General features: G+C 40.2%; 21 protein-coding genes and 1 riboswitch. Of the genes, 16 read left to right on the forward strand and 5 right to left on the reverse strand.

The features are described 5' to 3' along the window. Positions 1-378: 378 nt before the first annotated feature. Positions 379-2,007, reverse strand: a complete 1,629-nt coding sequence (locus tag H6G96_RS24390) for a cation:proton antiporter (protein ID WP_190914304.1) — start codon at positions 2,005-2,007, stop codon at positions 379-381. Positions 2,008-2,102: 95 nt separating this feature from the next. Beyond that, a riboswitch (Fluoride riboswitch) is annotated at positions 2,103-2,189 on the reverse strand. 416 nt (positions 2,190-2,605) lie between these two features. Here H6G96_RS24390 and H6G96_RS24395 point away from each other — a divergent pair. The 4 genes from H6G96_RS24395 (at position 2,606) to H6G96_RS24410 (ending at position 6,459) form a co-directional block, all read left to right on the forward strand. Further along, the gene (locus H6G96_RS24395; RefSeq protein ID WP_190914306.1) at positions 2,606-3,475 is read left to right on the forward strand and encodes a zinc metalloprotease HtpX; all 870 of its coding nucleotides are present in this window, start codon (positions 2,606-2,608) and stop codon (positions 3,473-3,475) included. 102 nt (positions 3,476-3,577) lie between these two features. Then, complete coding sequence (locus H6G96_RS24400; protein WP_190914308.1) at positions 3,578-4,000, forward strand: hypothetical protein; 423 nt, start codon at positions 3,578-3,580, stop codon at positions 3,998-4,000. A 163-nt stretch (positions 4,001-4,163) separates the two neighbouring features. Next, entirely contained in the window at positions 4,164-5,444 is a 1,281-nt protein-coding gene (locus H6G96_RS24405; protein WP_190914310.1) for a pitrilysin family protein, read from the forward strand. A gap of 154 nt (positions 5,445-5,598) precedes the next feature. Beyond that, positions 5,599-6,459 (forward strand): fructosamine kinase family protein, encoded by an 861-nt coding sequence (locus tag H6G96_RS24410; RefSeq protein WP_190914312.1) that lies wholly within the window; start codon positions 5,599-5,601, stop codon positions 6,457-6,459. Between the two features lie 60 nt (positions 6,460-6,519). On the opposite strand, the gene H6G96_RS24415 is transcribed toward H6G96_RS24410, so the two are convergent. Next, on the reverse strand, positions 6,520-6,837 hold the full coding sequence (locus H6G96_RS24415) for a TMEM14 family protein (RefSeq protein WP_190914313.1): 318 nt from the start codon (positions 6,835-6,837) through the stop codon (positions 6,520-6,522). Between the two features lie 102 nt (positions 6,838-6,939). On the opposite strand from H6G96_RS24415, the gene H6G96_RS24420 reads away from it, so the two are divergent. From H6G96_RS24420 to H6G96_RS24430, 3 genes are all read left to right on the forward strand, one after another. Beyond that, the gene (locus H6G96_RS24420; RefSeq protein WP_190914315.1) at positions 6,940-8,277 is read left to right on the forward strand and encodes an ATP-binding protein; all 1,338 of its coding nucleotides are present in this window, start codon (positions 6,940-6,942) and stop codon (positions 8,275-8,277) included. Positions 8,278-8,520: 243 nt separating this feature from the next. Continuing rightward, positions 8,521-9,810: a tellurite resistance TerB C-terminal domain-containing protein gene (locus tag H6G96_RS24425; protein ID WP_190914317.1), complete on the forward strand. Its 1,290-nt coding sequence runs from the start codon at positions 8,521-8,523 to the stop codon at positions 9,808-9,810. 96 nt (positions 9,811-9,906) lie between these two features. Then, positions 9,907-11,235 carry an ATP-binding protein gene (locus tag H6G96_RS24430; protein WP_190914319.1) on the forward strand — a complete coding sequence of 443 codons (1,329 nt, stop codon included), beginning with the start codon at positions 9,907-9,909 and terminating at the stop codon, positions 11,233-11,235. A 51-nt stretch (positions 11,236-11,286) separates the two neighbouring features. Here H6G96_RS24430 and H6G96_RS24435 read toward each other — a convergent pair whose 3' ends face one another. Then, positions 11,287-12,663 carry a serine/threonine-protein kinase gene (locus tag H6G96_RS24435; protein WP_190914321.1) on the reverse strand — a complete coding sequence of 459 codons (1,377 nt, stop codon included), beginning with the start codon at positions 12,661-12,663 and terminating at the stop codon, positions 11,287-11,289. Positions 12,664-12,862: 199 nt separating this feature from the next. On the opposite strand from H6G96_RS24435, the gene H6G96_RS24440 reads away from it, so the two are divergent. Together H6G96_RS24440 and H6G96_RS24445 are read left to right on the forward strand one after the other, a co-directional pair. Then, the gene (locus tag H6G96_RS24440; RefSeq protein WP_190914323.1) at positions 12,863-13,282 is read left to right on the forward strand and encodes a XisH family protein; all 420 of its coding nucleotides are present in this window, start codon (positions 12,863-12,865) and stop codon (positions 13,280-13,282) included. Continuing rightward, positions 13,270-13,605 (forward strand): XisI protein, encoded by a 336-nt coding sequence (locus H6G96_RS24445; RefSeq protein ID WP_190914325.1) that lies wholly within the window; start codon positions 13,270-13,272, stop codon positions 13,603-13,605. Before H6G96_RS24440 ends, H6G96_RS24445 begins: the two co-directional genes overlap by 13 nt. A 51-nt stretch (positions 13,606-13,656) precedes the next feature. On the opposite strand, the gene H6G96_RS24450 is transcribed toward H6G96_RS24445, so the two are convergent. Continuing rightward, positions 13,657-14,244, reverse strand: a complete 588-nt coding sequence (locus tag H6G96_RS24450) for a Uma2 family endonuclease (protein WP_190914327.1) — start codon at positions 14,242-14,244, stop codon at positions 13,657-13,659. Positions 14,245-14,315: 71 nt separating this feature from the next. Continuing rightward, on the reverse strand, positions 14,316-15,503 hold the full coding sequence (locus H6G96_RS24455; protein WP_190914329.1) for an AGE family epimerase/isomerase: 1,188 nt from the start codon (positions 15,501-15,503) through the stop codon (positions 14,316-14,318). A 187-nt stretch (positions 15,504-15,690) separates the two neighbouring features. On the opposite strand from H6G96_RS24455, the gene H6G96_RS24460 reads away from it, so the two are divergent. The 7 genes from H6G96_RS24460 to H6G96_RS24490 all read left to right on the forward strand — a co-directional run bounded on the left by H6G96_RS24460 (position 15,691) and on the right by H6G96_RS24490 (position 25,062). Then, positions 15,691-16,569: an aspartoacylase gene (locus tag H6G96_RS24460; protein WP_190914432.1), complete on the forward strand. Its 879-nt coding sequence runs from the start codon at positions 15,691-15,693 to the stop codon at positions 16,567-16,569. A gap of 639 nt (positions 16,570-17,208) precedes the next feature. Then, positions 17,209-18,240 (forward strand): iron ABC transporter permease, encoded by a 1,032-nt coding sequence (locus H6G96_RS24465; RefSeq protein WP_190914332.1) that lies wholly within the window; start codon positions 17,209-17,211, stop codon positions 18,238-18,240. Further along, the gene (locus H6G96_RS24470) at positions 18,237-19,277 is read left to right on the forward strand and encodes an iron ABC transporter permease (RefSeq protein WP_190914334.1); all 1,041 of its coding nucleotides are present in this window, start codon (positions 18,237-18,239) and stop codon (positions 19,275-19,277) included. Before H6G96_RS24465 ends, H6G96_RS24470 begins: the two co-directional genes overlap by 4 nt. Positions 19,278-19,368: 91 nt before the next feature. Continuing rightward, a complete protein-coding gene (locus tag H6G96_RS24475) occupies positions 19,369-20,172 on the forward strand; it encodes an ABC transporter ATP-binding protein (RefSeq protein ID WP_190914336.1) in 804 nt (267 codons plus the stop codon). A gap of 29 nt (positions 20,173-20,201) precedes the next feature. Beyond that, positions 20,202-21,224, forward strand: a complete 1,023-nt coding sequence (locus tag H6G96_RS24480; RefSeq protein ID WP_190914338.1) for an AraC family transcriptional regulator — start codon at positions 20,202-20,204, stop codon at positions 21,222-21,224. Between the two features lie 96 nt (positions 21,225-21,320). Continuing rightward, the gene (locus tag H6G96_RS24485) at positions 21,321-23,882 is read left to right on the forward strand and encodes a TonB-dependent siderophore receptor (protein WP_190914340.1); all 2,562 of its coding nucleotides are present in this window, start codon (positions 21,321-21,323) and stop codon (positions 23,880-23,882) included. Positions 23,883-23,985: 103 nt separating this feature from the next. Then, on the forward strand, positions 23,986-25,062 hold the full coding sequence (locus H6G96_RS24490) for an iron-siderophore ABC transporter substrate-binding protein (RefSeq protein WP_190914342.1): 1,077 nt from the start codon (positions 23,986-23,988) through the stop codon (positions 25,060-25,062). Positions 25,063-25,199 lie beyond the last annotated feature (137 nt).

The following is a 25,199-nucleotide window of genomic DNA, read 5'->3' on the forward strand; positions in this document are numbered from 1 at the left end:
AGCCTGTTTTATACTACCCTTCTTGTACTTCAGGATTTCAGACACCTTTTGCCCAGCAAATTTGTGTACGATTTCTCCCTCTCCTTTTGATTGAGTGGCTAATTTATTTTATACAATAGCGATCGTGCATACATGACTACTTTAACTAAACCTCGTCCATGTTGAAACCTGGAGTTTTGAATTATCCTGTTGTGTCATGGCGACATTCGCTCTTAGCGTTCCCCTAGGGTAGGAAGCAATCGCAATTTATTAATTACATCAAAAACTATTCCTGAGAATTACTTCTTCCTTCTTTAGTATCATCGGGTAAATCAATTTTTGGTTGCCCATAATTAGCCAAAGTCATCCCTCCTTATAAATATACAGCAGAGTATTCACTCAACCAAACTCACGGTTTTCCAGCACAATGACAGGTATTAAACTAGCTTCTAAAACTGCTTGTGAGACTGAGCCAATTAATACTTGCTCCCAAGGTTTATGCCCGCGTTTTCCCATAACGATCGCAGTTACACGATACTCCTCGGCAATGCGAATAATTTCTTCTGGTATAGCGCCTGTAACAGTCAAAAATTCATATTTGATATCAGATAAAAACTGTTTGGCTTGTTCTTCGATTTGTTGGATATCTTGCTGATTTAAAGTGTTAACTACGTGTAAAATGATCGCTTCTCCATTACTGCGGCGTGCTAAATCTGCGACTTTTGTTAAAACTTCTGTGGCTAAACTCGATGTATCCACTGCTGCTAGGAACAAGGTACGAGTAACAACTGTGACTTTGGTGGGGTCAACTTCGCCTTTGGTGAGCAATTTCGGAGCAAAGGTCATGGTTGCCCAAGCGCCTAACGGTGCAGTGATTAAAATTGAAAGAGCTGCGATCGCTAAAATTATCTCACCCCCCGCAATTCCTTGGGAGAGGGGTATTGCCCCAATAGCAGCTTGGACTGTGGCTTTAGCTGAGTTTCCTGGGAGCAAAAATAATCTTTCTCGCCAATTCCAATTACTACCCAAAGTTGAGAGATACCAGCCCAGCATCCGACCTATAAGCAAACCAATTGCTAAAATTAAAATGCCTGGTAACAGAATCTTCTCTAATACTTGCAGTTGAATAGTTGCCCCTAATAAGACAAATAAAAAAATCTCAGCTACTATCCATAAACTGTCAAATCCGCCCCGTAATCTTCGAGCTAGGGGAGCATCTAATTCAATTAAGAAAAATCCCATAGCCATTGCTGCTAAATAACCAGAAAAGTAAGGTAAGGCATGAGAGGCAATTACCAGGAATAGAGCTAAACTGGCAGCAATCACAGTATCTTGAACGATATTCTGAGTCCAGTTTTGTTTAATTAATAGTAGAACTAATAAACGAGCTGCTAAATAGCCAAATAATATTCCTAGCAATATTTGCATGATAATTTGAAATGGCAGTAGTTGTAGAGCAGTTAAAGTCAATCCCCCAGGTAAGACAATCTGCTCAACACCTCCGTCACCTAAGAAACTTAGCAGTAGGCTAAAAACTAGCAATAGCAGCACATCAGATAAAGCACTACCAGTTAAAATTGCATCGGGAATTCCTTTAGTGACACCCCAGCCTAAACTTTTCAGCCTGAGCATTCCTGGAACAATTACAGCCGGAGATTCCGCGCCAATCACACAGCCCAACAGTAACCCAGTGGGAAAGTCAAATTTAAAAATTATCATAGCGGTAAGAGCGATCGCGATCGCTTCTGTTGCTGCTGGCAAAAATCCCAAACGTAGCGCCACAGTTCCCTGTTGAGCTAGCTTTTCTCTATCTAAACCCAGTCCGGCTTTCATTAAAATAATCATTACCGCCAAAGTTCTTAACTCATCAGCAGCACCCAGCACATCTGAACTGATGACATTCCGAACTTGGGGACCAAGAATAATCCCCACTAAAACCATGCCAATTAAAGGCGGAGCTACTAAACGACGGGCAAGTTGACCGGCAAAAAAGCCCATCATTAAAATCCACAATACACTGGCTAGCATCCCATGACTCCTTGAGGCGCGATTTGTAGACTTACACTTTCTACAGGGGAGTCAGGTAATGCATTTAGCCAAGCCCTACTCTCCCGCAGTCAGCGAAGAAAGTAGGAGCCATCAGCCTTCCAGTCATGAATTTAACCTGTACTAGAAAGGCGGTTTTGGCGAGCTCCATCGCCATAAATACTATTTAATTAATTCAACAATACCATTTTGACTTCTGTATTGCTTTTTCGTACTTGTAATTTCTACCTGGATAAACAATTTATTTCTATAGATAGATGCGTTTATGATATTTATAAAGATATATAACTTACGCAAAATATCTTTCAAACTCTCATTTCTCTGTGTCCTCTGCGTCTCTGTGGTTCGTTATTCCCTAACTCATGCGTAAGTTATAAATAAATCTTCTTCCCAAAAGAACAAAGATCAAAAAGAACTATAGAACTATAATTAATATTTATAGAAGTTAAGTAGGAAAACCGTACTTATCTGATAGGTTTTCTGTACCATATATCTAAGTTTAGCTGGATAAAATCAAAATGTAGCTTAATGAATGCTGTTTAAGAGAAAAATAATACAGCATTAGCAGGAGAGCGAAAATATGACAAATCAATTGAAAACGGCTGTTTTGCTAGCTGCGCTAAGTGGTCTTTTGATCGCAATTAGTTACTGGGTAATTGGCGGTTCTGGTGGCTTAATTATCGGAATTGCGTTGGCAGCAGTAACAAACCTGTTTTCTTGGTATCAATCAGATAAGATTGCCCTGGCAGCATACCGCGCCCAGCCTGTAAGTGAAAGGGAAGCACCGGGACTTTATCGGATGGTGCAAAGATTAAGCGATCGCGCTAATATTCCTATGCCTAGAGTTTACATTGTCCCAAGTCTTGGTGCTAATGCCTTCGCTACAGGACGCGATCCAGAACACGCTGCTGTTGCTGTCACCGAAGGCATTTTGAATATATTGCCAGAGGACGAACTCGAAGGCGTTATCGCCCACGAACTCACCCACATTATTAATCGTGATACCCTCACACAAGCTGTTGCTGCTACTGTTGCTGGTGCGATTTCATTCCTAGCGCAAATGGTGAGTTACAGCTTATGGTTTGGCGGTGGTTCACGAGATGATAACAGAGGTGCAAATCCTTTGGGAGTCTTATTAACAGTAATGCTTGCGCCATTGGCTGCGACGATTATTCAGTTAGGAATTTCGCGCACACGAGAATTTTCTGCTGATGCAGGTTCAGCTAGATTAACTGGTAATCCCCGCGCCTTAGCTAGGGCACTGCAACGGTTAGAAAGCTCAGCAAAACAGATGCCTTTAAATGCCAATCCAGCTTATGAGCCGTTATTAATTATCAATCCTATCTCTGGGCAGTTTATGGGTAACTTGTTCTCCAGTCACCCTGCTACTGAGGAGCGAGTTGCAGCATTACTGAAACTAGAGCAACAACTGCCAATCACAACTTATTAATTAGTCATTAGTCATTTGTGAAATTTATAATGACTAATGGCTAACAATATAGGGTGCAGTTTTCATCGGATAGTAAGCTTTGCAATTAAGGATGTTTTAACTATGAATGCTAACAATATCGATTCCTTTGGAACCGGAATAATTGAATCTAGTGAATCCATAGTAATTGTAGAAATTAGTCCTCAAACCGACAAATTAGTAGAAACCGAAATGGCTGGCGAAAGTGATGAAGTGAAGCGCGAAACCAAAGCGCTGATTGAGGCACTAGAAAGACGCAGCCAAGCAGAGTCAGCAGGTACTCTCACGCGTGAAACTTATTTGAAAGCTGTGCGACAAGCACGGGAATTGATTGAAGGAAGGAAACTGATAGAACGCGATCGCTTAGAAGATTCTTGGGCGATAATTCAGGCTGAAGCTGAGAGAAACTGGCATTTAATGATGAAAGACTTTGTAGATTTCAGCTTTCGCCTGCAAAAAGCGGCTATTGCTGCTTGGGAAACCTTCAATCACCCTTACTCTCGTTAGTTCCACAAACTTCTCTCTGTCTTGAATTAAAGTTCAAATCTGTCCCTCTCCGACTCGGAGAGGGACAGGTTTTGCGTAGTAAAACCAGGGAGAGGTCTTTTTATATAGATTTTCGGTCACGGATAAGATAAAGGAGTAATTACAGCTCCTCACATAAATAGCAATGACTTCAACCCTGCGGAAACTTCCTCGTCTTAATACTCCAACCCTGCATCAGTTGCCCAATGGTTTGACAATCATAGCGGAGCAGATGCCAGTTGAAGCTGTAAACCTCAACTTATGGATTAAAGTTGGTTCAGCCGTAGAATCTGATGCCATTAATGGCATGGCTCACTTTTTAGAGCACATGATTTTTAAGGGAACAGAACGACTAACTAGCGGCGAGTTTGAACGTCGAATTGAAGAACGGGGTGCTGTCACCAATGCCGCAACTAGTCAAGACTATACTCATTACTATATAACCACTGCCCCCAAAGATTTTGCCGAGCTTGCTCCACTACAAATAGATGTAGTAACAAATGCGAGTATTCCTGATGATGCTTTTGAACGTGAGCGATTAGTCGTTTTAGAAGAAATTAGGCGTTCAGAGGATAATCCCCAACGGCGGACATTTAGGCGGGCGATGGAAACAGCCTTTGATAAACTACCTTATCGTCGGGCGGTATTGGGGCCAGAATCAGTAATAGCCGAACTTAAACCCCAGCAGATGCGGGATTTTCATACTAGTTGGTATCAACCCCAGTCAATTACTGCTGTAGCTGTGGGCAATTTGCCCGTGGAAGAATTAATTGCGATCGTTGCTGAAGGATTTACAAAAGCTAATAAAACTCAGTACTCCCCACTCCCCACTCCCCACTCCCCACTCCCCACTGAATCACCATTTACAGAAATTGTCCGTCAAGAATTCACAGATGAAAGTCTCCAGCAAGCAAGGCTAGTGATGGTTTGGCGGGTTCCAGGAATGGTTCAGTTAGATTGCACCTATGGACTGGACGTTTTAGCAGGAATTTTGGGACACGGACGAACATCAAGGCTGGTGAGGGATTTACGAGAAGAACGGGGATTAGTTTCTTCAATTTCTGTGAGCAATATGAGCAATCAGCTGCAAGGAACATTTTATATTTCAGCTAAATGTGCAGTGGAAAATTTAGCAGAAGTAGAGGATGCGATCGCTCAACATATTCGCACAGTTCAAACCGAGTTAGTCACAGAATCAGAAATTGCCCGTGTGCGGCGGCGAGTAGCGAACAGATTTATTTTTGGCAACGAAACACCAAGCGATCGCTCTGGGTTGTATGGTTATTATCAGTCTTTGGTGGGAGATTTAGAACCCGCCCTTAACTACCCAAATTATATTCAGAGCCAAGATGCAACTGATTTAATGCAAGCAGCCAAAGAGTATCTTTCCCCAGATGCTTATGGTGTAGTTGTCGTTAAGCCGTAAATTAAAAATGGGGAATTATAAAGTTAGGAGTTAGGAGTTATGAGTTATGAGTAAAAAGCCATGATTGTGTCTCCTTACTTCTAACTTTGGTTTAACTCCTAACTTTGATTTAACTCCTCACTCCTAACTTCTCACTCCTAACTTTTATTTAACAATGTGGACTCAAATCGATGCTCATATTAACCAAGTGACTGGTGAAAAATTTCAGAGCCAGCAACGGCGATCGGTTGGTGGCGGATGCATCAACCAAGGTTATGCTATTTCCAATGGTGAGATAACCTACTTCCTTAAAATTAATCAAGCATCTCAAGTTGCGATGTTTGAGGCTGAGGCAATGGGTTTAAAGGAAATGCTAGCCACAGCTAGTATTCGCGTCCCAAATCCTATTTGCTGGGGTGTGGCTGACAATTCTAGCTACATCGTGCTGGAATGGTTAGAACTTGGTAACGGTAACAGCAATTCATGGGAAGAGATGGGGCGCAAGTTGGCGGCAATGCATAAAGCTAGCAGCAGTCAAGGTTTTGGTTGGAAAATTAACAATACCATTGGTTCCACGCCCCAAATCAATAGTTGGACAGCAGACTGGACAGAATTTTATATTAAACATCGCCTGGGTTATCAATTTCAGCTGGCAAGGCGACGAGGAGGGAATTTCCCTCAGCAAGAAAAATTACTAGCAGCTATCCCTGAACTATTGGCGCATCAGGTGCAACCTTCCTTAGTACATGGCGATTTATGGGGCGGAAATGCCGGGTGTACTAACTCAGGAGAACCCGTGATTTTTGATCCAGCAACTTATTTTGGCGATCGCGAAGTTGATATTGCCATGACAGAATTATTTGGTGGATTCCCCGCAGCATTTTACAAAGGTTACAACGAAGTCTTTCCTTTAGATGCAGGCTATGAGCAGAGAAAAACGCTCTATAACCTGTATCACATTTTGAATCACTTCAATTTATTTGGCGGCGGTTATGCTTCCCAGGCAAACCGGATGATTGACCAGATTTTGCGCTAACCACAACTTTGCGCTCCTCTGCGTTTCCCTCCGCGCTCCTCTGCGTTTAAATTTCACCCCTCAATTCCCCACCATTTGACTCACCATCACCCCCAAAGCCAATATACCCAAAATCGTCATTAATCCCGCCGGCATAAACTTACGTGTTTTTACCAACCTAATTGCAAAGACAACTACCAAAACACCAGTAACTATCACTGCTAAAATCGCACCCCAGCTTTGCCCTTGGAGTTGAAAATAAGCAGCAAATATTAGTAATAAACCACTAATGCTACCACTGATGAGTGAAACCTTACTTGTAGCCTGAATGTAGCCAATAATGCCCCCTGCGATCGCTAATATGCCGTAGGCGAAAGCAGCAATTATGCTTAGATTCATTGTTAAAACATCTGTAGATTTTGACTTTACTGCCAAGGTCAGCAGACAATTTACCATAGCTATTTAGCTATATCACACAGTTAATTGATGGATAATTAAGCGATGCCAATGGCAAGTACTTCCTCATATACAAAGGTTCAATATCTCCAACGCCAAGCAGCCTCACTTTTACTGTACCAGTCTGTTCTCCAAGGCGAAGTGGGGATGGCATTTCTGGAACTGTTGCAAGCTATACGTTACACTGATGCCGATGCACGGGGTTGTCTCCAAGCCTACGGCAGTTACTTCCACGCTTTGGCTGCTAGAAATGAAAATTGGGAAGACTATTTAATTACTCAACTTCTCTTGTCTAAGAATCCTTTCACAAGGCTGGCTGAAGTGCGAGAATTTAAAGATTTGCCCCCAGCTTTAGTAACAGCAGTTAAGCATGATTTACAAATATTGCAAAGTCTCTACGAATGTAGCAGCGCTTCTTTAAGTGAGTGGGTACAAGGCGTAGCTCATATGCCGATTTCACCAGTAGTGTGGTATAAAGAGCAAGAATTGGTAGGAGTAGAGACATTCGCTACGCATCTACAACAGTTAGACAATTGGGGTGATGCTGTAGAAGAATTAGCAGCTTATTATCGGCAATGTGGCTCTGGTTTATTTGCAGAATATCGCGCTTTACGCTGGCAATCTGGGCAGTTTATCGGTATTCGGTATTCTGATCCTGTTAAGCTGAGTGCGCTTGTAGGTTACGAGTCTCAAAGAGATGCTTTGCTAAAAAATACAGAGTTTTTATTATCAGGAGAGATGGCACTACATGTATTACTTTACGGGAGTCGGGGTTCTGGCAAATCTTCCTTGGTGAAATCTTTGTTAAATGAATATAGTAATCGCAGCCTCCGCTTGTTAGAAGTAGCAAAATCTGATTTAAAAGACTTACCAGAAATTGTGGAACATTTACGGGGAGTGTCACAAAAATTTATCATCTTTGTCGATGATCTTTCCTTTGAAGAAGATGATGATGCCTTTAAAGCGCTTAAGGTAGTTTTAGAAGGTAATTTAACCGCGCGACCGCAAAATGTAGTTGTGTATGCTACCTCCAATCGCCGCCACCTGATTCGGGAGTTTTTTGTGGATAGGCCTACGCCTAAGGATAACGAGGAAATCCATGCCTGGGATACCATGCAGGAGAAGCTTTCGTTTAGCGATCGCTTTGGTTTAACCTTGACTTTTGAACCAGCCGATCAAAAAACTTATTTGAAGATTGTACAGCATCTAGCGGCACAAGCTGAAATTAATATTACCCAAAAAGATTTAGAATTTCAAGCATTACAATGGGCAACTCGCCACAATGGTCGTTCTGGACGCACAGCACGGCAGTTTGTTGATTTTTTAAAAGCAGATTTAAGACTTTTTCATGCAAATACCAATATATCTAACACTTCAGATTAAAATTATTTTATTGATGATTGTAGTTTTTTGTTAGTTACATAACAATATTATGCACCAGTAACTAAAACTAAATATTTCAGAACTACTATGATACAAATTTTGGAAAAATGCCTTATTTAACCAAACAGAATAACCTGTCTACTCTAATTACCAATTACATAGCTTGCTTCCCGTCTTCGGTAAGTATTACAGATTAGAATGATTAATTATTCTGATAACTTAACTACGCTAAAAACTAGCAATATGCAATCAGTAACGATCAGCAATCGATTTATCTTAGGCATAGTTGCCTTTAGTGTGAGTTTTGGCCTTAGCCTTGTTCCAAACTGGGATTTTAATAAAGCCTTTCTCACAGGTTTAATTACTGCCGTTACTATCTATGCAGCAGCATTATTCGTAGATAAGCGACGCAGAAATTATGAAGTGTTTGTTGTAGGTTCTCTCCGCAAACGAATTAAAGAAATGGAGGGTTTGAAGGCTCGTGTCGTCAGAGAAATTAATCAAATCGAAGAACATCATAATTTATTATATGCAGAGTCTCAACAACTGCAAAACCAAGTAACAGAAAGCCGTAACCAAAGGGATAGTATACATCGAGAGTTAAGAACATTTGCGGGGCAAAAAAAGCAGTTAGAAGCCGAAATTAATATCCTGCAAACTGAAATTAATAATTTGCAGAAAACTCAAACAGAATTGAACAATGCTTTTTCTGTTCTGGCAGCAGAGAAACGTCGTTTAGAGTCTAATTGTAATGTATCTCGAAGTGAAATTACCCATTTGCAAAGTAAAATTTCCGAACTCCAGCAGGAGAAACAAGAAATTGAAAGTAATTTAACTCTTTTAGGCAGACTAAAACCCCAATTAGAAGAAAAACTATACGAACTGCGGATTGCAATTCAAGAACTAGAAGTTGAGACAACCCAAAAAAATCAATTGCTGGTAGCGACAAAAACCGAAAGAGAAAATATCCAAGCTATCCTGAATTCTTCACAAACTCAACTCGTAGAACAAAAAGCCGAATTACAGCAGTTGCAAAGCCAAGTTTCATTATTGCAAGAAGAACGCGATTCATTGCAAAATCAAGTATGGGAACTACTCCAACAAATAGAAACATTCAATCCAGAACCTTTGGTTGATAATTCCAAAGAAGATGATACTGAATTGTTTCCCTTTTCTGAAATAATAGAAACTACAACAGTCTTAGACAGTTCGGAAGTTAAGACATCAGAGAATCTACCTAAAGAATGGACTGATTTTTTAGAAAATCTTCCAGTATATGAACTAGAAGTATTAAAAGCCATAACGGAACAAGAGAATCCCAAAGCTGCTATTAAAAAAATTGCCGAAGCAAATATTACTATGCCAAATCTTTTAATTGATTCTATAAATGAACGAGCAAATGATACTATTGGTGAATTAATAATTAATACAGATTCGGAAAGCCTAGAAGTTTACCCTGAGCATATTACCCATGTCCAAAAAATGATTGCAATGCATGAAACCCTCATAGCTAGACATACTTCGTCAAATTAAATTATTATTGCCGTCGTAAGATTAGTATTAAGGTGAATATATACCTTACCTATTTACTGCGTGCTTCTGTGTTTAGAATAAAGTGAAGTTTAATACATGGCAAAGCTCAAAATCTCGAAAAAAATCTCCACTGCTTTAATCAATTCCCTTGGTGCGGGGGTAGTACCAAGAGTGGGAGTTGAATATATAGCAGTAGGTCGAGAAAAAGAACTCAAAAGCCTATTACAAAATCTCGATGATATTGCAGAAGGTGTAGCAGCATTTCGCTTCATAATTGGTAACTACGGTTCCGGGAAAAGTTTTTTATTGCAACTAATCCGCAACCGCGCTATGGAGCAAGGTTTTGTAGTAGCTGATGCTGATTTATCCCCTGAACGCCGATTAGCTGGAAGCAGCAATGAAGGTGTAGCTACCTATCGAGAATTAATGAGTCACCTAGCTACAAAAACTCGTCCTGATGGTGGTGCTTTAGTCTCGATTTTAGAAGGATGGATTAATAAAATTCAACAAGAAGTTGTTAAAGAAACTGAAATGCGTCCGAATGACGATGGTTTTGATGACAAAGTTGAATCAAAAATTAGAGAAGTAGTTCAGTATATTGAAGACTTAGTTCACGGTTTTGATTTTGGTAGCGTGATTATTGCTTATTGGCGTGGCTACCGAATGGATGATGAAAATTTAAAAAATGCGGCAATGCGCTGGTTGCGGGGAGAATTTACGACTAAAGTTGAGGCGAAAGCAGCTTTAGGAGTGCGCGTGATTATTGATGATGATAGTTGGTATGACTATATAAAGCTGTTTGCGAAGTTTGTCGCTGAAATTGGTTATAAAGGGCTATTAATTTTAGTTGATGAAGCCGTACATTTATATCAAATATCTACCACCGTTACACGAGAAAAGAATTATAATCGGCTCCTCGCAATGTTTAACGATACCATGCAATGTAAAGCAGAACATCTTGGTATTGTTATTGGTGGAACAACTAAATTTTTAGAAGACCCCAAACGGGGACTTTTTGCAGACCAAGCTTGGCAAAGACGCACAAAAGAAAGCCGTTTTGCTGCACAAGCTAATGTTCAGGAACATTTAGGGCCAGTAATTCGGCTAAATCCGTTGAGTGAAGCAGAAATATTGACGCTTCTGCAACGTTTAGCTGAGATTCATGCACTCAATTTTGGGTATGAACAGACTTTGACAAATCGGGAGTTGAAGGAGTTTGTGCAAGAAATTATTAATCGCTTGGGTGCAGAAGCATTATTAACACCAGGGGAAATTGTGCGAGATTTTATGAGTGTGCTGAATATTCTTCACCAAAATCCAGTAATTGCGTTTGCTGAATTAATTCATGGCTCTAAATTTAAACCTACTGCTATGGGGAAGGATGCAGATGTGGATGAGGATGGCGCAGCAGAATTTAGTTTGTGATTAATGATGAAGAGACTGAACAATAAAAGTAAGTACATTACTCTACAAAGTTTACTTTTTTGTAATTGGTAAACCTAGCCACTCACTAAGTTCATGAGCTAGCCAATCAAGTTCCAAAAGAGTTACAGTAAAAATATCGAGTTCACTACTGGAAATTACATATTTTTTTATACCTACCCATATTGTTAAATAATATTTATTGAAATCACTTTTGTTTATATCTAAACGTAGAATCTCTTGTCTAGAACTTGGAAGCGGATTGTAACGCTCAAGCTTAAATATTTTGTAAATCAAATAAATCTGCTGGCGATTTATGTAAAGTCGCTTTCGCCCAAATACACATATACAAATCAGAATAAAAGCTACAGGGGAAATTACTAAAATACCTCTAATTAAACTACTCACATCACCACTTAAAAGCGGAATACTCATCATAAAAAGTATAAAAAAGTAGAGAATTATAAATGTAAGTGTTTGAATAGATAATAATCCTACCCCTGGAATGATGATATCTATAAAACTAGCATTCTTCTTCAACAAAATTTTACTACCAGGAGGTTTTTTAGGAATTGAATTAGTTGCCCTGCCCCTAAGTTGACTCTGATTATCCTCTAAGGTTCGCATAGCATCTTCAGTAGAAGCCAAGCGTTGACTCATAATAGGTTCTGTCATCTGCCTTAACCAACTGCTAAAACCAAGACTAATATTAGCAGCCTGTTCAAATTCAATTCGTAGGTCTGTTTGTGGTAAGTCTGCGGGATGTTGACCTGTAACTAAATAAATTAAAGTTGTTCCTAAACTGTAAAGGTCAGAAGTACAAGTAGCTCTACCATTAAATTGTTCTGGTGGCATATAGCCGTAACTTCCCACAACTGTCATAGTGCTACTTGTTCTGACGATGGTTTGCACTGAACCAAAATCTACTAAGTAGACTTCACCCACACTATTACCAGAGCGATTTTTTAATAAAATATTACTTGGTTTGATATCACGATGAATTACGGGCGGCTGACGGCCATGCAAATATTTGAGAATTTCTAGAATAGCTTTTGCTAGTTCCTTAACTTCTTCTTCACTGAAACTACGCCCAGCTTTGAGTTGTGCTTCTAGAGATTGGGCTGGGATATGACTTTGTACGAGTGCAAATCCTCTGCTGCTGGGTGAATCTAGCTCAAAGTAGTCAAGGTAACGGGGAATGGCTGGGTGAGAGAGTGCTTTGAGAGTTTCAGCTTCCCGCTCAAATAGTTTGAGGTCGTTCCATTCAAATTCATTACCAAAGGACAGTATTTTGACTACTACTAATTCTTGAGTTTGTAAGTCACGAGCTAGCAGCGTCCGCCGTCCGGCTTTTTTGCCTAGTTCCTGTTGCACTTGATACCGTTCCAACAAGATTTCTTGGTTAGAATCGGGCGATTCCTGAATTGTCATTTGCTCGTGACTCCAAAGCTTTGTTGCTTTTATAGCAATCCTATTTGTTACTGCCCCACTGTAATATTACTTAAGTCAGCAATAAGTATCAGGGAAAGTATTTTTTCAAAATTCGACCTACTATCTGTTAGCACGCCTAGATTAAAATTCTGGGTTACTACGCTGATTTAAAATAAGTAAAAAAAGTGTGTGAGTAGAAATGTCAGCTAAAGACTTATTCCATGAAGCAGTTAAGAAGGGTCTTCAGAAAGAGCAGTGGATAATTACACATGACCCATTAAGGATTGAGTTTGGCAAACAGGATGAAGTTAGAATAGATTTGGGTGCAGAAAGACTCTTAGCGGCTGAAAAAGCAGGAGAAAAGATTGCTGTTGAAATTAAAAGTTTTTTGAGTGACTCAGCATTGTTTGATTTTCATCTGGCACTGGGCCAATTTTTGAATTACCGTTTAGTTTTAGAAGCTAGTCAAAGAGAACGCATATTATACTTAGCAGTGCCAATTGCCACTTATGAATCGTTTTTCCAACGCGATTTACCCCAAGCATCAGTGCGGCAATACCAAATAAAGTTGATTGTATATGATCCAGTGGATGAGGTGATAGTTAAATGGATAAACTAGCATTTTATCGTCAGTGTATTCAACAACTATTGACTGAATACGGCGATGTTAGACCGATAAACGACGAAATTGAGACGCAAATACTTTTTGATACAGAACACGACCATTATCAAATTGTTGATTTGGGATGGGATAAACATTACCGCATTTATAATTGCGTGATGCATTTGGACATTAAGAGCCATAAAATTTGGATTCAACGTAACCAAACGGATAAGTTGATTGCTGATGAATTGGTAGCAATGGGTGTACTAAAACAAGATATTGTATTAGGCTTGCAGCCTGTCTATGCCAGAGAATATACAGGTTATGGTGTAGGTTAGGGCTAACCAAGTTCAATCGTATTCAACTACAGGGGCGATGCCTGCGGCGAGCTACGCTAATGCACCCTCTGGAAACAAGCGACTCAAGTCCAATAATGCATCTTCAAATCCAGGAATCGTCACTGATTGATTCGATAAAGAAATCTGCTTGTTGAGATAGCTAAACTTATTTTGAGCATTTTGATACGGCTGGCTATGACGCTCAAGTTGACGAGCCGGCAAATTCACAATCCAGTAATCAGAAATTCCGGCTTCTGCATACAATGACAACTTGATGGTTTGGTCGTAATCTATGGTTTTATCCGAAATTTCAATTACTAACAAAATATCTTCGGGATAGGGATGATGAGCGAGATAATCTTCATCTCTTCCTCTTGCAATGACAACATCCGGCTCAGGCTCACTCTGATTAGGAAGGGTGATAGGATCTTGTCCACGGATGACTGCCAAATCGCCTAGAAGTCGATCCAATTGACGGCACAAGATAGAACTACAAACTGTATGAGGCGTTCCTTTTGCTGTCATTTGAATCAGTTCTCCTCGAATCAATTCAATATGATTGGCCTCTGTTATAAATCCGAGTTCAATCAATCGATGGTATTCTGCGATCGTAAATCGCTTAGGTGTCACAACATTCATGAGACATCTTTCCAATAGTACTTGTACACTAGCAGAGATTAAACTGACTGCGTTGTTTACCGCCGCAGGTATCACAATGCCTCAAACTGCTGCCAACAAAGGTACAATGCACGCGGTACGTGAAAACATCCTTTCCATTTGCCACCTTTGAGGTTTAACAATACTTCTCCACGCCGATTGAGGTAGCCGAACCATTCACCGTATTCTGAATCAGCAAAATGTGACCAAGTGTAATCGTGCATCTTTTGATACCATTCCCAACACACCTCACGCCCCGTCAGGCGATAGCCCATTGCTAATGCAACCAAAGATTCTAGGTGAACCCACCACAGCTTTTGATCCCATTCCAATTGTTGTGGGGGATGACCGTCTGCATCCATAAAGTAATACAATCCGCCGTACTCGCTATCCCAAGCAAAATTCAGGATATTTAGCACCACATCAACGGCTTGATTAATAGTTTTGGTGTCGTTTTGGCGATGGGCGATATCCATGATAAACCACATAGCTTCAATACCGTGACCTGGATTAATTAGCCGTCCCTCAAAAGAATCTATGTGAGAACCCTCAGGGGCAACGTTTTCGTACATTAATCCCCGTTCCTGGTCGAGAAAATCGGTCATCACTTCGCGGACAGTCTCAGCTAGGACATTCTCTAGTGTTTCTTTTGGTAGCAACCATTCCATTTCTAGAGTCAGGTTGGCTAAAATCATCGGTACAGCCAATGATTTCATGGGGCGTGTGCCGGGATAGGTTTTATTATATTTGCCCTTCGGGTTATCTTTGCGGCGTAAAACGTTGTTGTAAGCCTGCATCGCCACATCTTTTGCCCATTCTTCGCTGCTAGCGAGTGCATATTTACTAAATGCCATCGCTGCAAAGCAATCAGAGAAGATGTTGTAAGGCTCAACTAGTGGTTTCCCTTCACGGGTGAGGGCAAAGTACCAGTTACCATCACTATCTCTGCCATGTTGGGCGAGAAAATTAGCGCCATTGCTGGCAACTTTCAACCAGTTTTCGCGTTTTTCTAGTTGGTTGTAAAGCATAGAAAAAGTCCACACTTGGCGGTTTTGCAGCCAAATGAATTTGTCGGTATCATAAATTTTGCCATAGCGATCAAGGCAGGTAAAATAGCCGCCTTGCTGCCAATCGAGAGAATATTTTTCCCAAAATGGGAGGACATCGTTGAGGAGAGCGTTTTTGTAAAGTTCAGCGTAGGCGTAGCCCGCCGGAGGCATCGCTTTAAAATCATACTCCATAATTTTCCTCCCCTTTTTTCCTAAGACCAACAGCGTAACAGTTATCAGTTACCAACTATCAATCAATTTTCTCAAATTTACAACATTGAAACCGCTTTTAAAAACAGAGTTTACCCGGTTTTTCATTCCCAAAGGTCTGGTGGAAGGTTTACGCTTATTTGGTAAGGTTTTGAGATATGAGGTTGTTATGAGTCACATTGAACGAGTTGCGATCGTTGGAGGTAACCACGGTAATGAGTTAACAGGAGTACATCTAGTCAAAAGGTTTCAGCAGTATCCAAATTTAATCAGTCGATCAAGTTTTGAAACTCTGGCATTACTTGGCAATCCCAAAGCTATTGAAGAAGGTAAACGATACATTGACAAGGATTTAAATCGTTGCTTCACTAATCAAGGCTTACAAAATCTCCAACTATCCAGTTATGAAGATACGCGGGCAAAAGCAATCCAACAGATACTGCAACCGCACAATCAGCCATTTGTAGACGTAATTGTTGATTTACACAGTACAACTGCCAATATGGGGTTAAGTCTGATTTTTTGCAATATGCATCCTTTCTTACTTCGGTTAGGTGCTTATTTAAGTTCTATCAATCCGATGGTAAAGGTTTTTATTAATCCACAATCTAAAGAAGGTGGTTTTCTCCGTTCTTTGTGCGAATTAGGTTTTGTCATAGAAGTTGGTGCTGTAGCTCAGAATATCTTAAACGCCGAATTATTTCAGCAAACAGAGCAGCTTATTTATGCAATTTTAGACTATTTTGAAGGTTGCAACCAAGGTAATATTCCGCAGACCAAAAGCACGCTTACATTCTATCAATATATTGAAACAATTGATTATCCTAGAAGCAATCATCAAGAAATTCAAGCTATGATTCATCCCCAGCTTCAGTTTAGAGATTATGAGCCTTTGAATCCAGGTGATCCAATGTTTCTGACTTTTACAGGACAAGATATTTTCTACGAGGGAGCGTCTACTGTTTATCCTATTTTTATTAATGAAGCAGCTTATTACGAGAAAGGAATTGCCATGTATCTCACTCAAAAACAACAAGAGGTAGTTTAAGAGGTTGTTTGAAAAGTGGCAAAGTATACTAAGAACCCCTCTCCAAACCTCTCCCCGAAACGGAGAGAGGCTTTGAAAGTCCCATTCTCTTGTAAGGAAGAGGGGCTGGGGGGTTAGGTTTTCGTGGACTTTTTCACATAACGTGAAAAGTTAGAAAAACACCAACTAGAAATTTACGCTCGTCAATTGAATTACTGATAATATAGATTCTCGATAAAATAAACCGGGTAAGAGACACGATCTACATCAGTAGTGCTTATATCATAACTGCACAACAAACTTGAGAAAACTAATCACTTTTAACCTCACCTAATAATTAGCGATCGCACATACGATCTGCTTTCTTTAGATGGACAAGATGCTTACCTCGCATCCATTTCATGTAATTTATCTGTGCAAATTAGAAGTTTATTCAGCTTAGTCTCTCTTTTTTTTACGCAATGAGTTGAAAAAATGTTGCAATAAGTTTAAAGTAATATTCTGATTTTCTATGCAACATCTAGAAAATAACAAGCCAAAATTGGTATATTTAGTTACTTTTTTGCGGTTCAATAGCTGAAAATTTGCTCAAATTATCAAAAAAGATTATTAATTTTATGGTTGAGAAACAGTTAACTATTGACACAGCAGACAAATAGAATGACAAAAGCTTCCACAATGTCACCTAGAGGATGGAAAAAGCCCGAATTATCACCCTTAGCTGGCCTGGTTTTGGGGCTGGTTATCCTGTCGATTTGCTTGGTATATAGTGTGACTCTAGGCGCAGCAGAAATACCCCTAGACAAGATTTTGGCATCCTTTGTCACCTTTGATGGTTCCTATGATCACTTAGTCATCCAGACTGTGAGATTACCGCGATCGCTCATTGGTATCCTTGTAGGCGCAGCTTTAGCTGTTGCAGGAGCTTTAATGCAAGGTTTGACACGCAACCCTTTGGCAGACCCAGGCATTTTAGGTATTGAGGCGGGTGCAACACTGGCTGTTGTTGGAACAATTTTTGCTTTTGGTAACTTGCCTTTGAGTGTTTTAACCTTTGTGGCCTTCTTGGGTACAGCAACTACAGCAATTTTAGTCTACTTTCTAGGTTCCTTGGGACGGGGAGGGCTTACACCCCTGAATTTGACAGTAGCAGGCGCAGCACTCATGGCACTTATCTCCTCCTTAACTACTGCTATTCTCATTGTCAGTCAAAAAACATTAGATGAAATTAGATTTTGGTTAGCTGGTTCACTGGCTGGTCGCGATATCAACATACTTTTACAGGTACTACCTTTTGTCAGCGTCGGATTATTAGTTGCTTTTGCCCTTGGTAGACAAATTACTACCATGAGTCTCGGTGAAGATGTAGCAAAAGGTTTAGGTCAACAAACAGCTTGGATCAAAATCATTACAGGCATCAGCGTAGTTTTACTGGTTGGAAGTTCAGTATCTCTGGCAGGGCCAATCGGTTTTATTGGTTTAGTAGTTCCGCACATTGTGAAATTTTTCATTAAAGCTGATTACCGTTGGATTTTGCCTTATTCCGCAGTTGTGGGGGCAATTTTAATCTTAATTGCAGATATTGCTGCGCGTGTATTACTCAAACCGCAAGAACTACCTGTAGGTGTAATGACCGCACTTGTAGGCGCTCCCTTCTTTGTATATCTAGCTAAGTCAAAGGTGAAAAAATGAAAGTTGATTGGCTAGTCATCCGTTCCGAAGCGATATCTTTTCGCATAGACCGACGTGTACCACTCATGCTGCTTTGTTTAGCAGCAGTGATTGCAGTGGCAATGGTGATGAATGTAGGACGGGGTGAATACCCAATCTCGCCCTTAGATATTGTCAAAACTGTATTAGGGTTAGATACAGGCAACCGGGATCATGCTTTTGTGATTCACAATCTGCGTCTACCCCGTACCCTTGTAGCTTTTATGGTGGGGGTAGCACTGGCTATTTCTGGTACTATTTTCCAAGGTTTAACACGCAACCCCTTAGCTGACCCTGCTATTATTGGCATCAATGCTGGGGCAAGCCTAGCAGCCGTTACAGTAATTGTACTATTCCCTTCAGCCCCAATTTACACCTTACCTTTATCAGCCTTTGCTGGTGCTTTGTTGATGGCTGGTTTAATTTATTGGCTGGCTTGGAACAATGGTAGTTCTCCTCTTCTATTTATTTTGATGGGTATTGGCTTAGATGCGATCGCCAGGGCAATAACTAGCTTGTTGATTACCTTTGGAGAAATTTATGATGTCAGCAATGCTCTGGTATGGTTGGCTGGCAGTGTCTATGGGCGTACCTGGGAGCAAGTCTTTTTATTGTTACCCTGGTTAATTGTTTTTGTGCCTATGGCGTTGACATTAGCAAGACATTTGAATGCCTTGAATTTGGGAGATGATGTTGCCAAAGGTTTAGGTAGTCGTGTGGAATGGCAGCGTGGTTTACTCGTGCTAGTGGGTGTAGCATTAGCAGGTGCAGGAGTCGCCACCGCCGGCATGATTGGCTTTGTTGGTTTAATTGCACCCCATTTAGGAAGACAGTTAGTAGGCACAAATCATGAAGGTTTGATTCCTGTCTCGGCACTGTTGGGGGGAATGATTGTTGTGATGGCAGACTTGGTAGGAAGAACGCTGTTTGCACCTATTGAACTGCCCTGTGGAGTCGTCACTGCTGCTATTGGCGCTCCTTATTTTCTGTATTTGTTAATTCGTAACCGCAAAAAATAAGAGACTGAGGACTTGGTAAAAATAATACTTTATCAACCCAAACATCAGGTTTTCATAAATCCAAAATCTAAAATCCAAAATGGGAGCAACTATGAAAGGGCTATCAACCAAAGGTCTGTCTTTAGCTTACGATGGTGTACCAATTATCCGTGACTTGAATTTAGCAATCCCCACTGGAAAAATTAGTGCTTTAGTTGGTGGTAATGGGTGTGGTAAATCTACCTTATTAAGAGGTTTGGCTAGACTGCTTAAACCTCATGGCGGTACGGTATATCTAGATGGGGAATCTATTTTTCAGCTTTCCACCAAAGAAGTAGCGCAACAGTTGGGTATTTTACCCCAAGGGCCAGTAGCACCAGAAGGTCTAACAGTACGAGATTTGGTAGCACAAGGGCGTTATCCTTATCAAAATTGGTTGCAGCAATGGTCATTAAAAGATGAAAAAATTGTCCAACAGGCGCTAGAGATTACAGATTTGTTGAAGTTGGCAGATAGAGCTTTAGATACTTTATCTGGTGGACAACGACAACGAGCTTGGATTGCAATGGCTTTAGCACAGGATACAGATATTTTATTGTTGGATGAGCCGACTACTTTTTTAGATTTGGCACATCAAATAGAAGTTCTGGATTTATTGTATGAATTGAACCAAACTCAGGGACGGACTATTGTGATGGTCTTGCATGACTTGAATCAAGCTTGCCGTTATGCTGATTATTTGGTTGCTGTCAAAGAAGGTCGGATTTTTGCAGCTGGTGAACCCAAACAAGCGATGACCGAAGAAATGGTGCAGGAAGTCTTTGGGTTGGAGTGTCGTGTTGTTGCTGACCCCGTTGTGGGTACACCGATGTGTGTACCGATAGGACGTAAAGCAAGAAAAAGGAGTCCTATTTAATTTCTTAACTTACTTGTCAACAAAGGCAAATGGAAATACTAACACAAGAAGAATATTCGCAACTGCGCGAAGAAAGTATCAAAGCAAATGGTAAGCGATTATTAAATCATGATGGATTTGATGAGATTTGGGAGTGTAAAAATAAATTTTCTACAGATTTAGTTTATACGATAGAGCTACGTCCGGGATTTGAAATGAATATAGGACTCCATACACATAGTTGTGACTTAAGTTATTGGAGTCCTCATGAGCAGACATTTCCATTAATTTCTAAATTTCTTATTTCTGGAAATTACCGAACAATTACCCCAGGCATTAAAGAAATTGCTGATGATTACATTGAGCAAATTGGAAGGAACTACTTATTTTATTTACCTGATTTAAAGGAAATCCATCAGGTTTTAGCCGGAGAGAATATATTATGTTTATCTATTTGTATAGATATCGATGTATTTAAAACTTTCAGTCAAGGTTTTGAAACATTACCTACTCCATTACAAGCATTAATCAATGGAAATTCCCCACGCAGATTTCATTATCCTGTTGGGGAAATTACACCTGTAATGTTTGGAGTTTTGCAGCAAATTCTCAAACCGCCTTTTCAGGGAATGATGAAGCGGATGTACTTAGAAAGTAAAGTCTTAGAATTGTTAGCTCTGCAATTAAATCAATTTCGGAATTGCGAAGAAGCTATTGGAGCGATCGCCAATTTAAGACCTGTAGATATAGAAAAAGTTTATCACGCCAGAGATATTTTAATTCGTCAAGTCGAAAATCCACCATCGCTACTAGATTTAGCAGAATTAGTCGGTTTAGGAGAACGCAAACTGCGGTATTGTTTTCGAGAAATATTTGCAACTACCGTATTTGGATATTTACACGACTACCGCATGGAGCAAGCAAAAATGATGTTAGGCGGAACTAAAATGCAAGTTGCGGAAGTAGCGAATGCTGTTGGTTATTCACACTTGGGTTATTTTGCTAAAGCTTTTAAAAAAAAATTTGGAATTTCACCAAAAGAGTTTCAGTTTGGAAAAAAGCCGCTCAAATGATAAAAAATTGCAGCTCTACAGATAGACGGAATTCTGCAAACCTCGTAGTCTAAGTTGATGAGGTTTTGAGAATTTTTATCTATAGGTGTGAGCGTTATGCAAATAACCTTTGGGAGGTTAAATTGGCAATTATGGGTTGTAACTTTTTTACTAGTTGGATCTCAACCAGCTTGGGCAGGTAAAAAAGAATTACAAATACAAAAGTATTTTGCTTCAACAAAAGCAGCAGATTTATTGGTACAGCAACCGAGCAATCTAGCAGTGGAAATTACTGCTGTTAAAATTACTCAAACAGCTACAGGCATTGAAGTAATTTTGGGAACAAAAAATGCCGAATCGTTGCAAGTAATTAACAAAAGCGATGCAAAAAATTTTATAGTAGAAATTCCTAACTCTCAACTACGCTTAACCAACGGTAACTCCTTTCGTGAAGAAAAACCGTTTGCTGGAATTACTGAAGTATTGGTAGTTAATCAAGATAGTAATACGGTTCGGGTGACAGTGACGAGTGAGGCCGGGATACCAACAGTTAAGTTATTTGATGGGGATGAAGGTTTAATTTTAGGTTTGACACCTGCTGCAACTGCGATGCAACCACAGCCGCAGTTAGATAAACCTGCTAATGAGACACCGCAAGAGGAACCGATTGAGTTAGTGGTGACAGGTGAGCAAGATGGGTATCGCGTGCAGAATGCTACGACTGCAACAAGAACCGACACACCTTTGCGCGATATTCCTCAATCAATTCAGGTCGTACCCCAAACAGTCCTTCGAGAACAACGAGCCACTCGCTTAGGTGATGCATTGAGAAACGTGAGTGGTGTTAACGCAACCAGAGGATCTGGTGACAGAGCGGATTCTTTTGTAATTAGAGGCTTCGAGATTTTTAGTGGTAACGTCCTGAATAATGGACTACCCGATCGCACACTTACTGAAACTAGAGACTTATACAATGTTGAGAGAGTAGAAGTTCTCAAAGGGCCAGCTTCAGTGCTGTATGGTTTAGGAAACCCCGGCGGCACAGTGAACATCGTCACAAAACAGCCTCTTCGTGACCCCTTTTATCAGATAGAAGCCACAGTTGGGAATTATGATTTATATCGAGGTGCTATCGACTTCTCTGGGCCTTTGAATGATTCTAAGACGGTACTGTATCGTCTAAATCTTGCCTACCAAGATTCTGGTAGTTATATTGATTTTATTGGTAATCGCTCATTCTTTGCTGCACCTGCAATCAGTGTGGCACTCAGCGAAAATACAACCGTGACATTCGAGGCTGAATACTCCAATAAGACCATTGATTCTAGGTCAGTTGTTGTCCTACCAGCAGTTGGTACTGTGCTGCCTGGCCCAGATGGTCGCCGGATTCCACGCGATCGCACCGTGTATGAACCAGACGGTTATTCTGAAATTGAAACCACAAGGCTAGGGTATCGATTAGAGCATCGATTTAGCGAAAACTGGTTATTGCGAAACGATTTCCGCGTCACTTTTGATCATTATAGTGATAACGATCAAACGTTTTTTCTTGGTCTTGACGATGACGGTCGAACTGCAAATCGGAGTACTTATACTTCCAAGAGCGATGCTAATATTTATAACCTCACAACAGATATATCTGGGCGCTTTTCAACTGGCTCAATTGAACACCAGTTGTTGTTTGGTATCAATTTGAGCCGATTTGATGAGTTTAACAATTTCGGAATTGATTTAGCAGAGCTTGCCCCACTTGATATCTACAATCCTATTTATCGTCAGCCAATCGCTGGTCGAATTGATACGGTATACGATGATAGTTCTCGTTTAACAGACACATTGGGCATTTATATTCAAGATCAAATTGCGATCGCTAATAACCTAAAGCTTTTGCTCGGTGGTAGATTCGATTTGTTCACGCAAAAGAATAAGAATTTTCTAGGAGATACACAGGAGACTCAAGGGGGCGATGCCTTTACACCTCGTGTAGGGATTGTCTATCAACCCATTCCAGCCATTTCGCTGTATACCAGTTACAGTCAATCCTTTAACCCTACCCAAGGAAGGGCTGAAGATGGTAGTCTATTTGAACCAGAACGGGGTACTCAGTATGAAGTTGGTGTTAAAGCAGAGTTGAATAGCCAACTTGCAGCAACCCTAGCTTTTTATGATTTAACACGCTCCAATCTATTGACACAAAACCCCGACCCGGAGTCCCGTTTTCAGATTCAAACAGGTAAACAACGAAGTCGAGGAATTGAATTAGATATTTCTGGGGAAATCTTACCTGGGTTAAATGTTTTTGCGGGCTACGCCTACACAGATGCACGAATTATTGAAGATAATCAGTTCGCAGATGGCAATCGTTTGACTAATACCCCTAAACATAGCTTTAATCTTTGGACAACTTACGAAATCCAATCTGGGGATCTCCAAGGACTAGGGTTTGGCTTAGGGTTATTTTATATTGGCGATCGCACGGGAGATTTAGATAACTCCTTTGAAGTGCCTAGTTATTTACGCACCGATGCAACAGTTTTTTACCGAAAAGATAGAATGCGAGTCTCATTGAACGTGAAAAACTTGTTAGATACAGATTATTTTGTATCTGTATCCAGTAGAGATTTTGTTCTGCGGGGCGATCCATTCACTATATCAGGTACAATTTCTTGGGAGTTTTAAGAAAAACTTATCTAAACACAGTCCTAGTCTTCTAGACAACCTGCCAAATTTTAGTAAAAGAACAATATTCCTCACAATCACAAAGAGAGCCATTAGTACAATTATGCTATTGTTACTTATTGTTAAAGGTGTTTGCCTTTTGACTTTTGCTAAGTTTGTTTGGGTTGTCAAGACTGTTTTTTCTAGCTTGCGTATTTTGTGGCAACCTCGGCAGATTTCGAGCAATTACAAATTTTTATCATTCTTTCTGACAATAGTTGTGGTATTAGCGATCGCAGCCTGTAACCACAACACATCGCAGCAAGAAAAAAGTCAAACAACGAAAAACTGTCGAATTGTACAACATGCAATGGGAGAAATTTGCGTTCCTGATCATCCAAAACGGATTGTGACTTTAAACCCTGCTGCCTTGGGCAATGCGATCGCGCTTGGCATTCAACCTACTGGAAGTGTTACTGAAGTAATTAATCAGTGGCCCCCTTATCTTCAAGAAAAAATTGAGGGAATCAAGTTTTTAGGTACTTGGGGAGAGCCTAACTTAGAGAGTATTGCCTTACTTAAGCCTGATGTTATTATTGGCTGGAAACATAATCAGCAATCAACCTATTCTCAACTGTCCTATATTGCACCGACAATTTTATACGACTGGATAGTTAATATAAACTATCCAGATAATTGGAAAGAGTATTTTAATTTTACAGCAAAAGTACTAGGCAAAGAAGATATTGGTCAGCAACTTTGGCAACATTACAATCAGCGTATTGAACAATTAAAAAGCGCAATAGGCGATCGCTATAAGAATAAAACAATTTCTGTGATCGTATTTCGTGCTGGTACGATTTACAGTATGGGAGAAAATTCATTTATTGGTTCTATATTGAGTGATCTTGGATTAAAGCGTCCAGAATCACAAAAAATTACCTCAAATGGATCTTTTAGTCTCTCTGAAGAAACTTTAGAAATGGCTGATGGCGATGTGATGTTTATTGCAGACTATGATGGTAAACACAACTTAAGTATTCTCAAGAGGAAGTCGCTGTGGAAAAAGCTGAAAGCAGTTCAACAAAATCATATTTATGATGTAGAACCTACTACCTGGGAATCATCAAGAAATCTCCTGGCTGCCAATACTGTCATTGATGACTTATTTAAATACTTAGTGCGATCGGGTGAAGTATAGCGGCAGTTGAAAAATATCATTTAACTCTAAACTAAACCTCATCTATGTTGAGAACCGTAGTTTTTGTCTTTACCCTAAATCCCTCTCTCTGCTTGGGAGAGGGACTTAGGGTGAGGGCAATATTGCTAGAAGCGGCT

This window comes from Nostoc sp. FACHB-892, assembly GCF_014698795.1.
GTDB lineage: Bacteria > Cyanobacteriota > Cyanobacteriia > Cyanobacteriales > Nostocaceae > Nostoc.

Excerpts from the sequence above, each read along its gene's own strand:
- H6G96_RS24390 (WP_190914304.1), bottom strand. The coding sequence starts at position 2,007 with ATGCTAGCCAGTGTATTGTGGATTTTAATGATGGGCTTTTTTGCCGGT.
- H6G96_RS24395 (WP_190914306.1), top strand. The coding sequence starts at position 2,606 with ATGACAAATCAATTGAAAACGGCTGTTTTGCTAGCTGCGCTAAGTGGT.
- H6G96_RS24400 (WP_190914308.1), top strand. The coding sequence starts at position 3,578 with ATGAATGCTAACAATATCGATTCCTTTGGAACCGGAATAATTGAATCT.
- H6G96_RS24405 (WP_190914310.1), top strand. The coding sequence starts at position 4,164 with ATGACTTCAACCCTGCGGAAACTTCCTCGTCTTAATACTCCAACCCTG.
- H6G96_RS24410 (WP_190914312.1), top strand. The coding sequence starts at position 5,599 with ATGTGGACTCAAATCGATGCTCATATTAACCAAGTGACTGGTGAAAAA.
- H6G96_RS24415 (WP_190914313.1), bottom strand. The coding sequence starts at position 6,837 with ATGAATCTAAGCATAATTGCTGCTTTCGCCTACGGCATATTAGCGATC.
- H6G96_RS24420 (WP_190914315.1), top strand. The coding sequence starts at position 6,940 with ATGCCAATGGCAAGTACTTCCTCATATACAAAGGTTCAATATCTCCAA.
- H6G96_RS24425 (WP_190914317.1), top strand. The coding sequence starts at position 8,521 with ATGCAATCAGTAACGATCAGCAATCGATTTATCTTAGGCATAGTTGCC.
- H6G96_RS24430 (WP_190914319.1), top strand. The coding sequence starts at position 9,907 with ATGGCAAAGCTCAAAATCTCGAAAAAAATCTCCACTGCTTTAATCAAT.
- H6G96_RS24435 (WP_190914321.1), bottom strand. The coding sequence starts at position 12,663 with ATGACAATTCAGGAATCGCCCGATTCTAACCAAGAAATCTTGTTGGAA.
- H6G96_RS24440 (WP_190914323.1), top strand. The coding sequence starts at position 12,863 with ATGTCAGCTAAAGACTTATTCCATGAAGCAGTTAAGAAGGGTCTTCAG.
- H6G96_RS24445 (WP_190914325.1), top strand. The coding sequence starts at position 13,270 with ATGGATAAACTAGCATTTTATCGTCAGTGTATTCAACAACTATTGACT.
- H6G96_RS24450 (WP_190914327.1), bottom strand. The coding sequence starts at position 14,244 with ATGAATGTTGTGACACCTAAGCGATTTACGATCGCAGAATACCATCGA.
- H6G96_RS24455 (WP_190914329.1), bottom strand. The coding sequence starts at position 15,503 with ATGGAGTATGATTTTAAAGCGATGCCTCCGGCGGGCTACGCCTACGCT.
- H6G96_RS24460 (WP_190914432.1), top strand. The coding sequence starts at position 15,691 with ATGAGTCACATTGAACGAGTTGCGATCGTTGGAGGTAACCACGGTAAT.
- H6G96_RS24465 (WP_190914332.1), top strand. The coding sequence starts at position 17,209 with ATGACAAAAGCTTCCACAATGTCACCTAGAGGATGGAAAAAGCCCGAA.
- H6G96_RS24470 (WP_190914334.1), top strand. The coding sequence starts at position 18,237 with ATGAAAGTTGATTGGCTAGTCATCCGTTCCGAAGCGATATCTTTTCGC.
- H6G96_RS24475 (WP_190914336.1), top strand. The coding sequence starts at position 19,369 with ATGAAAGGGCTATCAACCAAAGGTCTGTCTTTAGCTTACGATGGTGTA.
- H6G96_RS24480 (WP_190914338.1), top strand. The coding sequence starts at position 20,202 with ATGGAAATACTAACACAAGAAGAATATTCGCAACTGCGCGAAGAAAGT.
- H6G96_RS24485 (WP_190914340.1), top strand. The coding sequence starts at position 21,321 with ATGCAAATAACCTTTGGGAGGTTAAATTGGCAATTATGGGTTGTAACT.
- H6G96_RS24490 (WP_190914342.1), top strand. The coding sequence starts at position 23,986 with ATGCTATTGTTACTTATTGTTAAAGGTGTTTGCCTTTTGACTTTTGCT.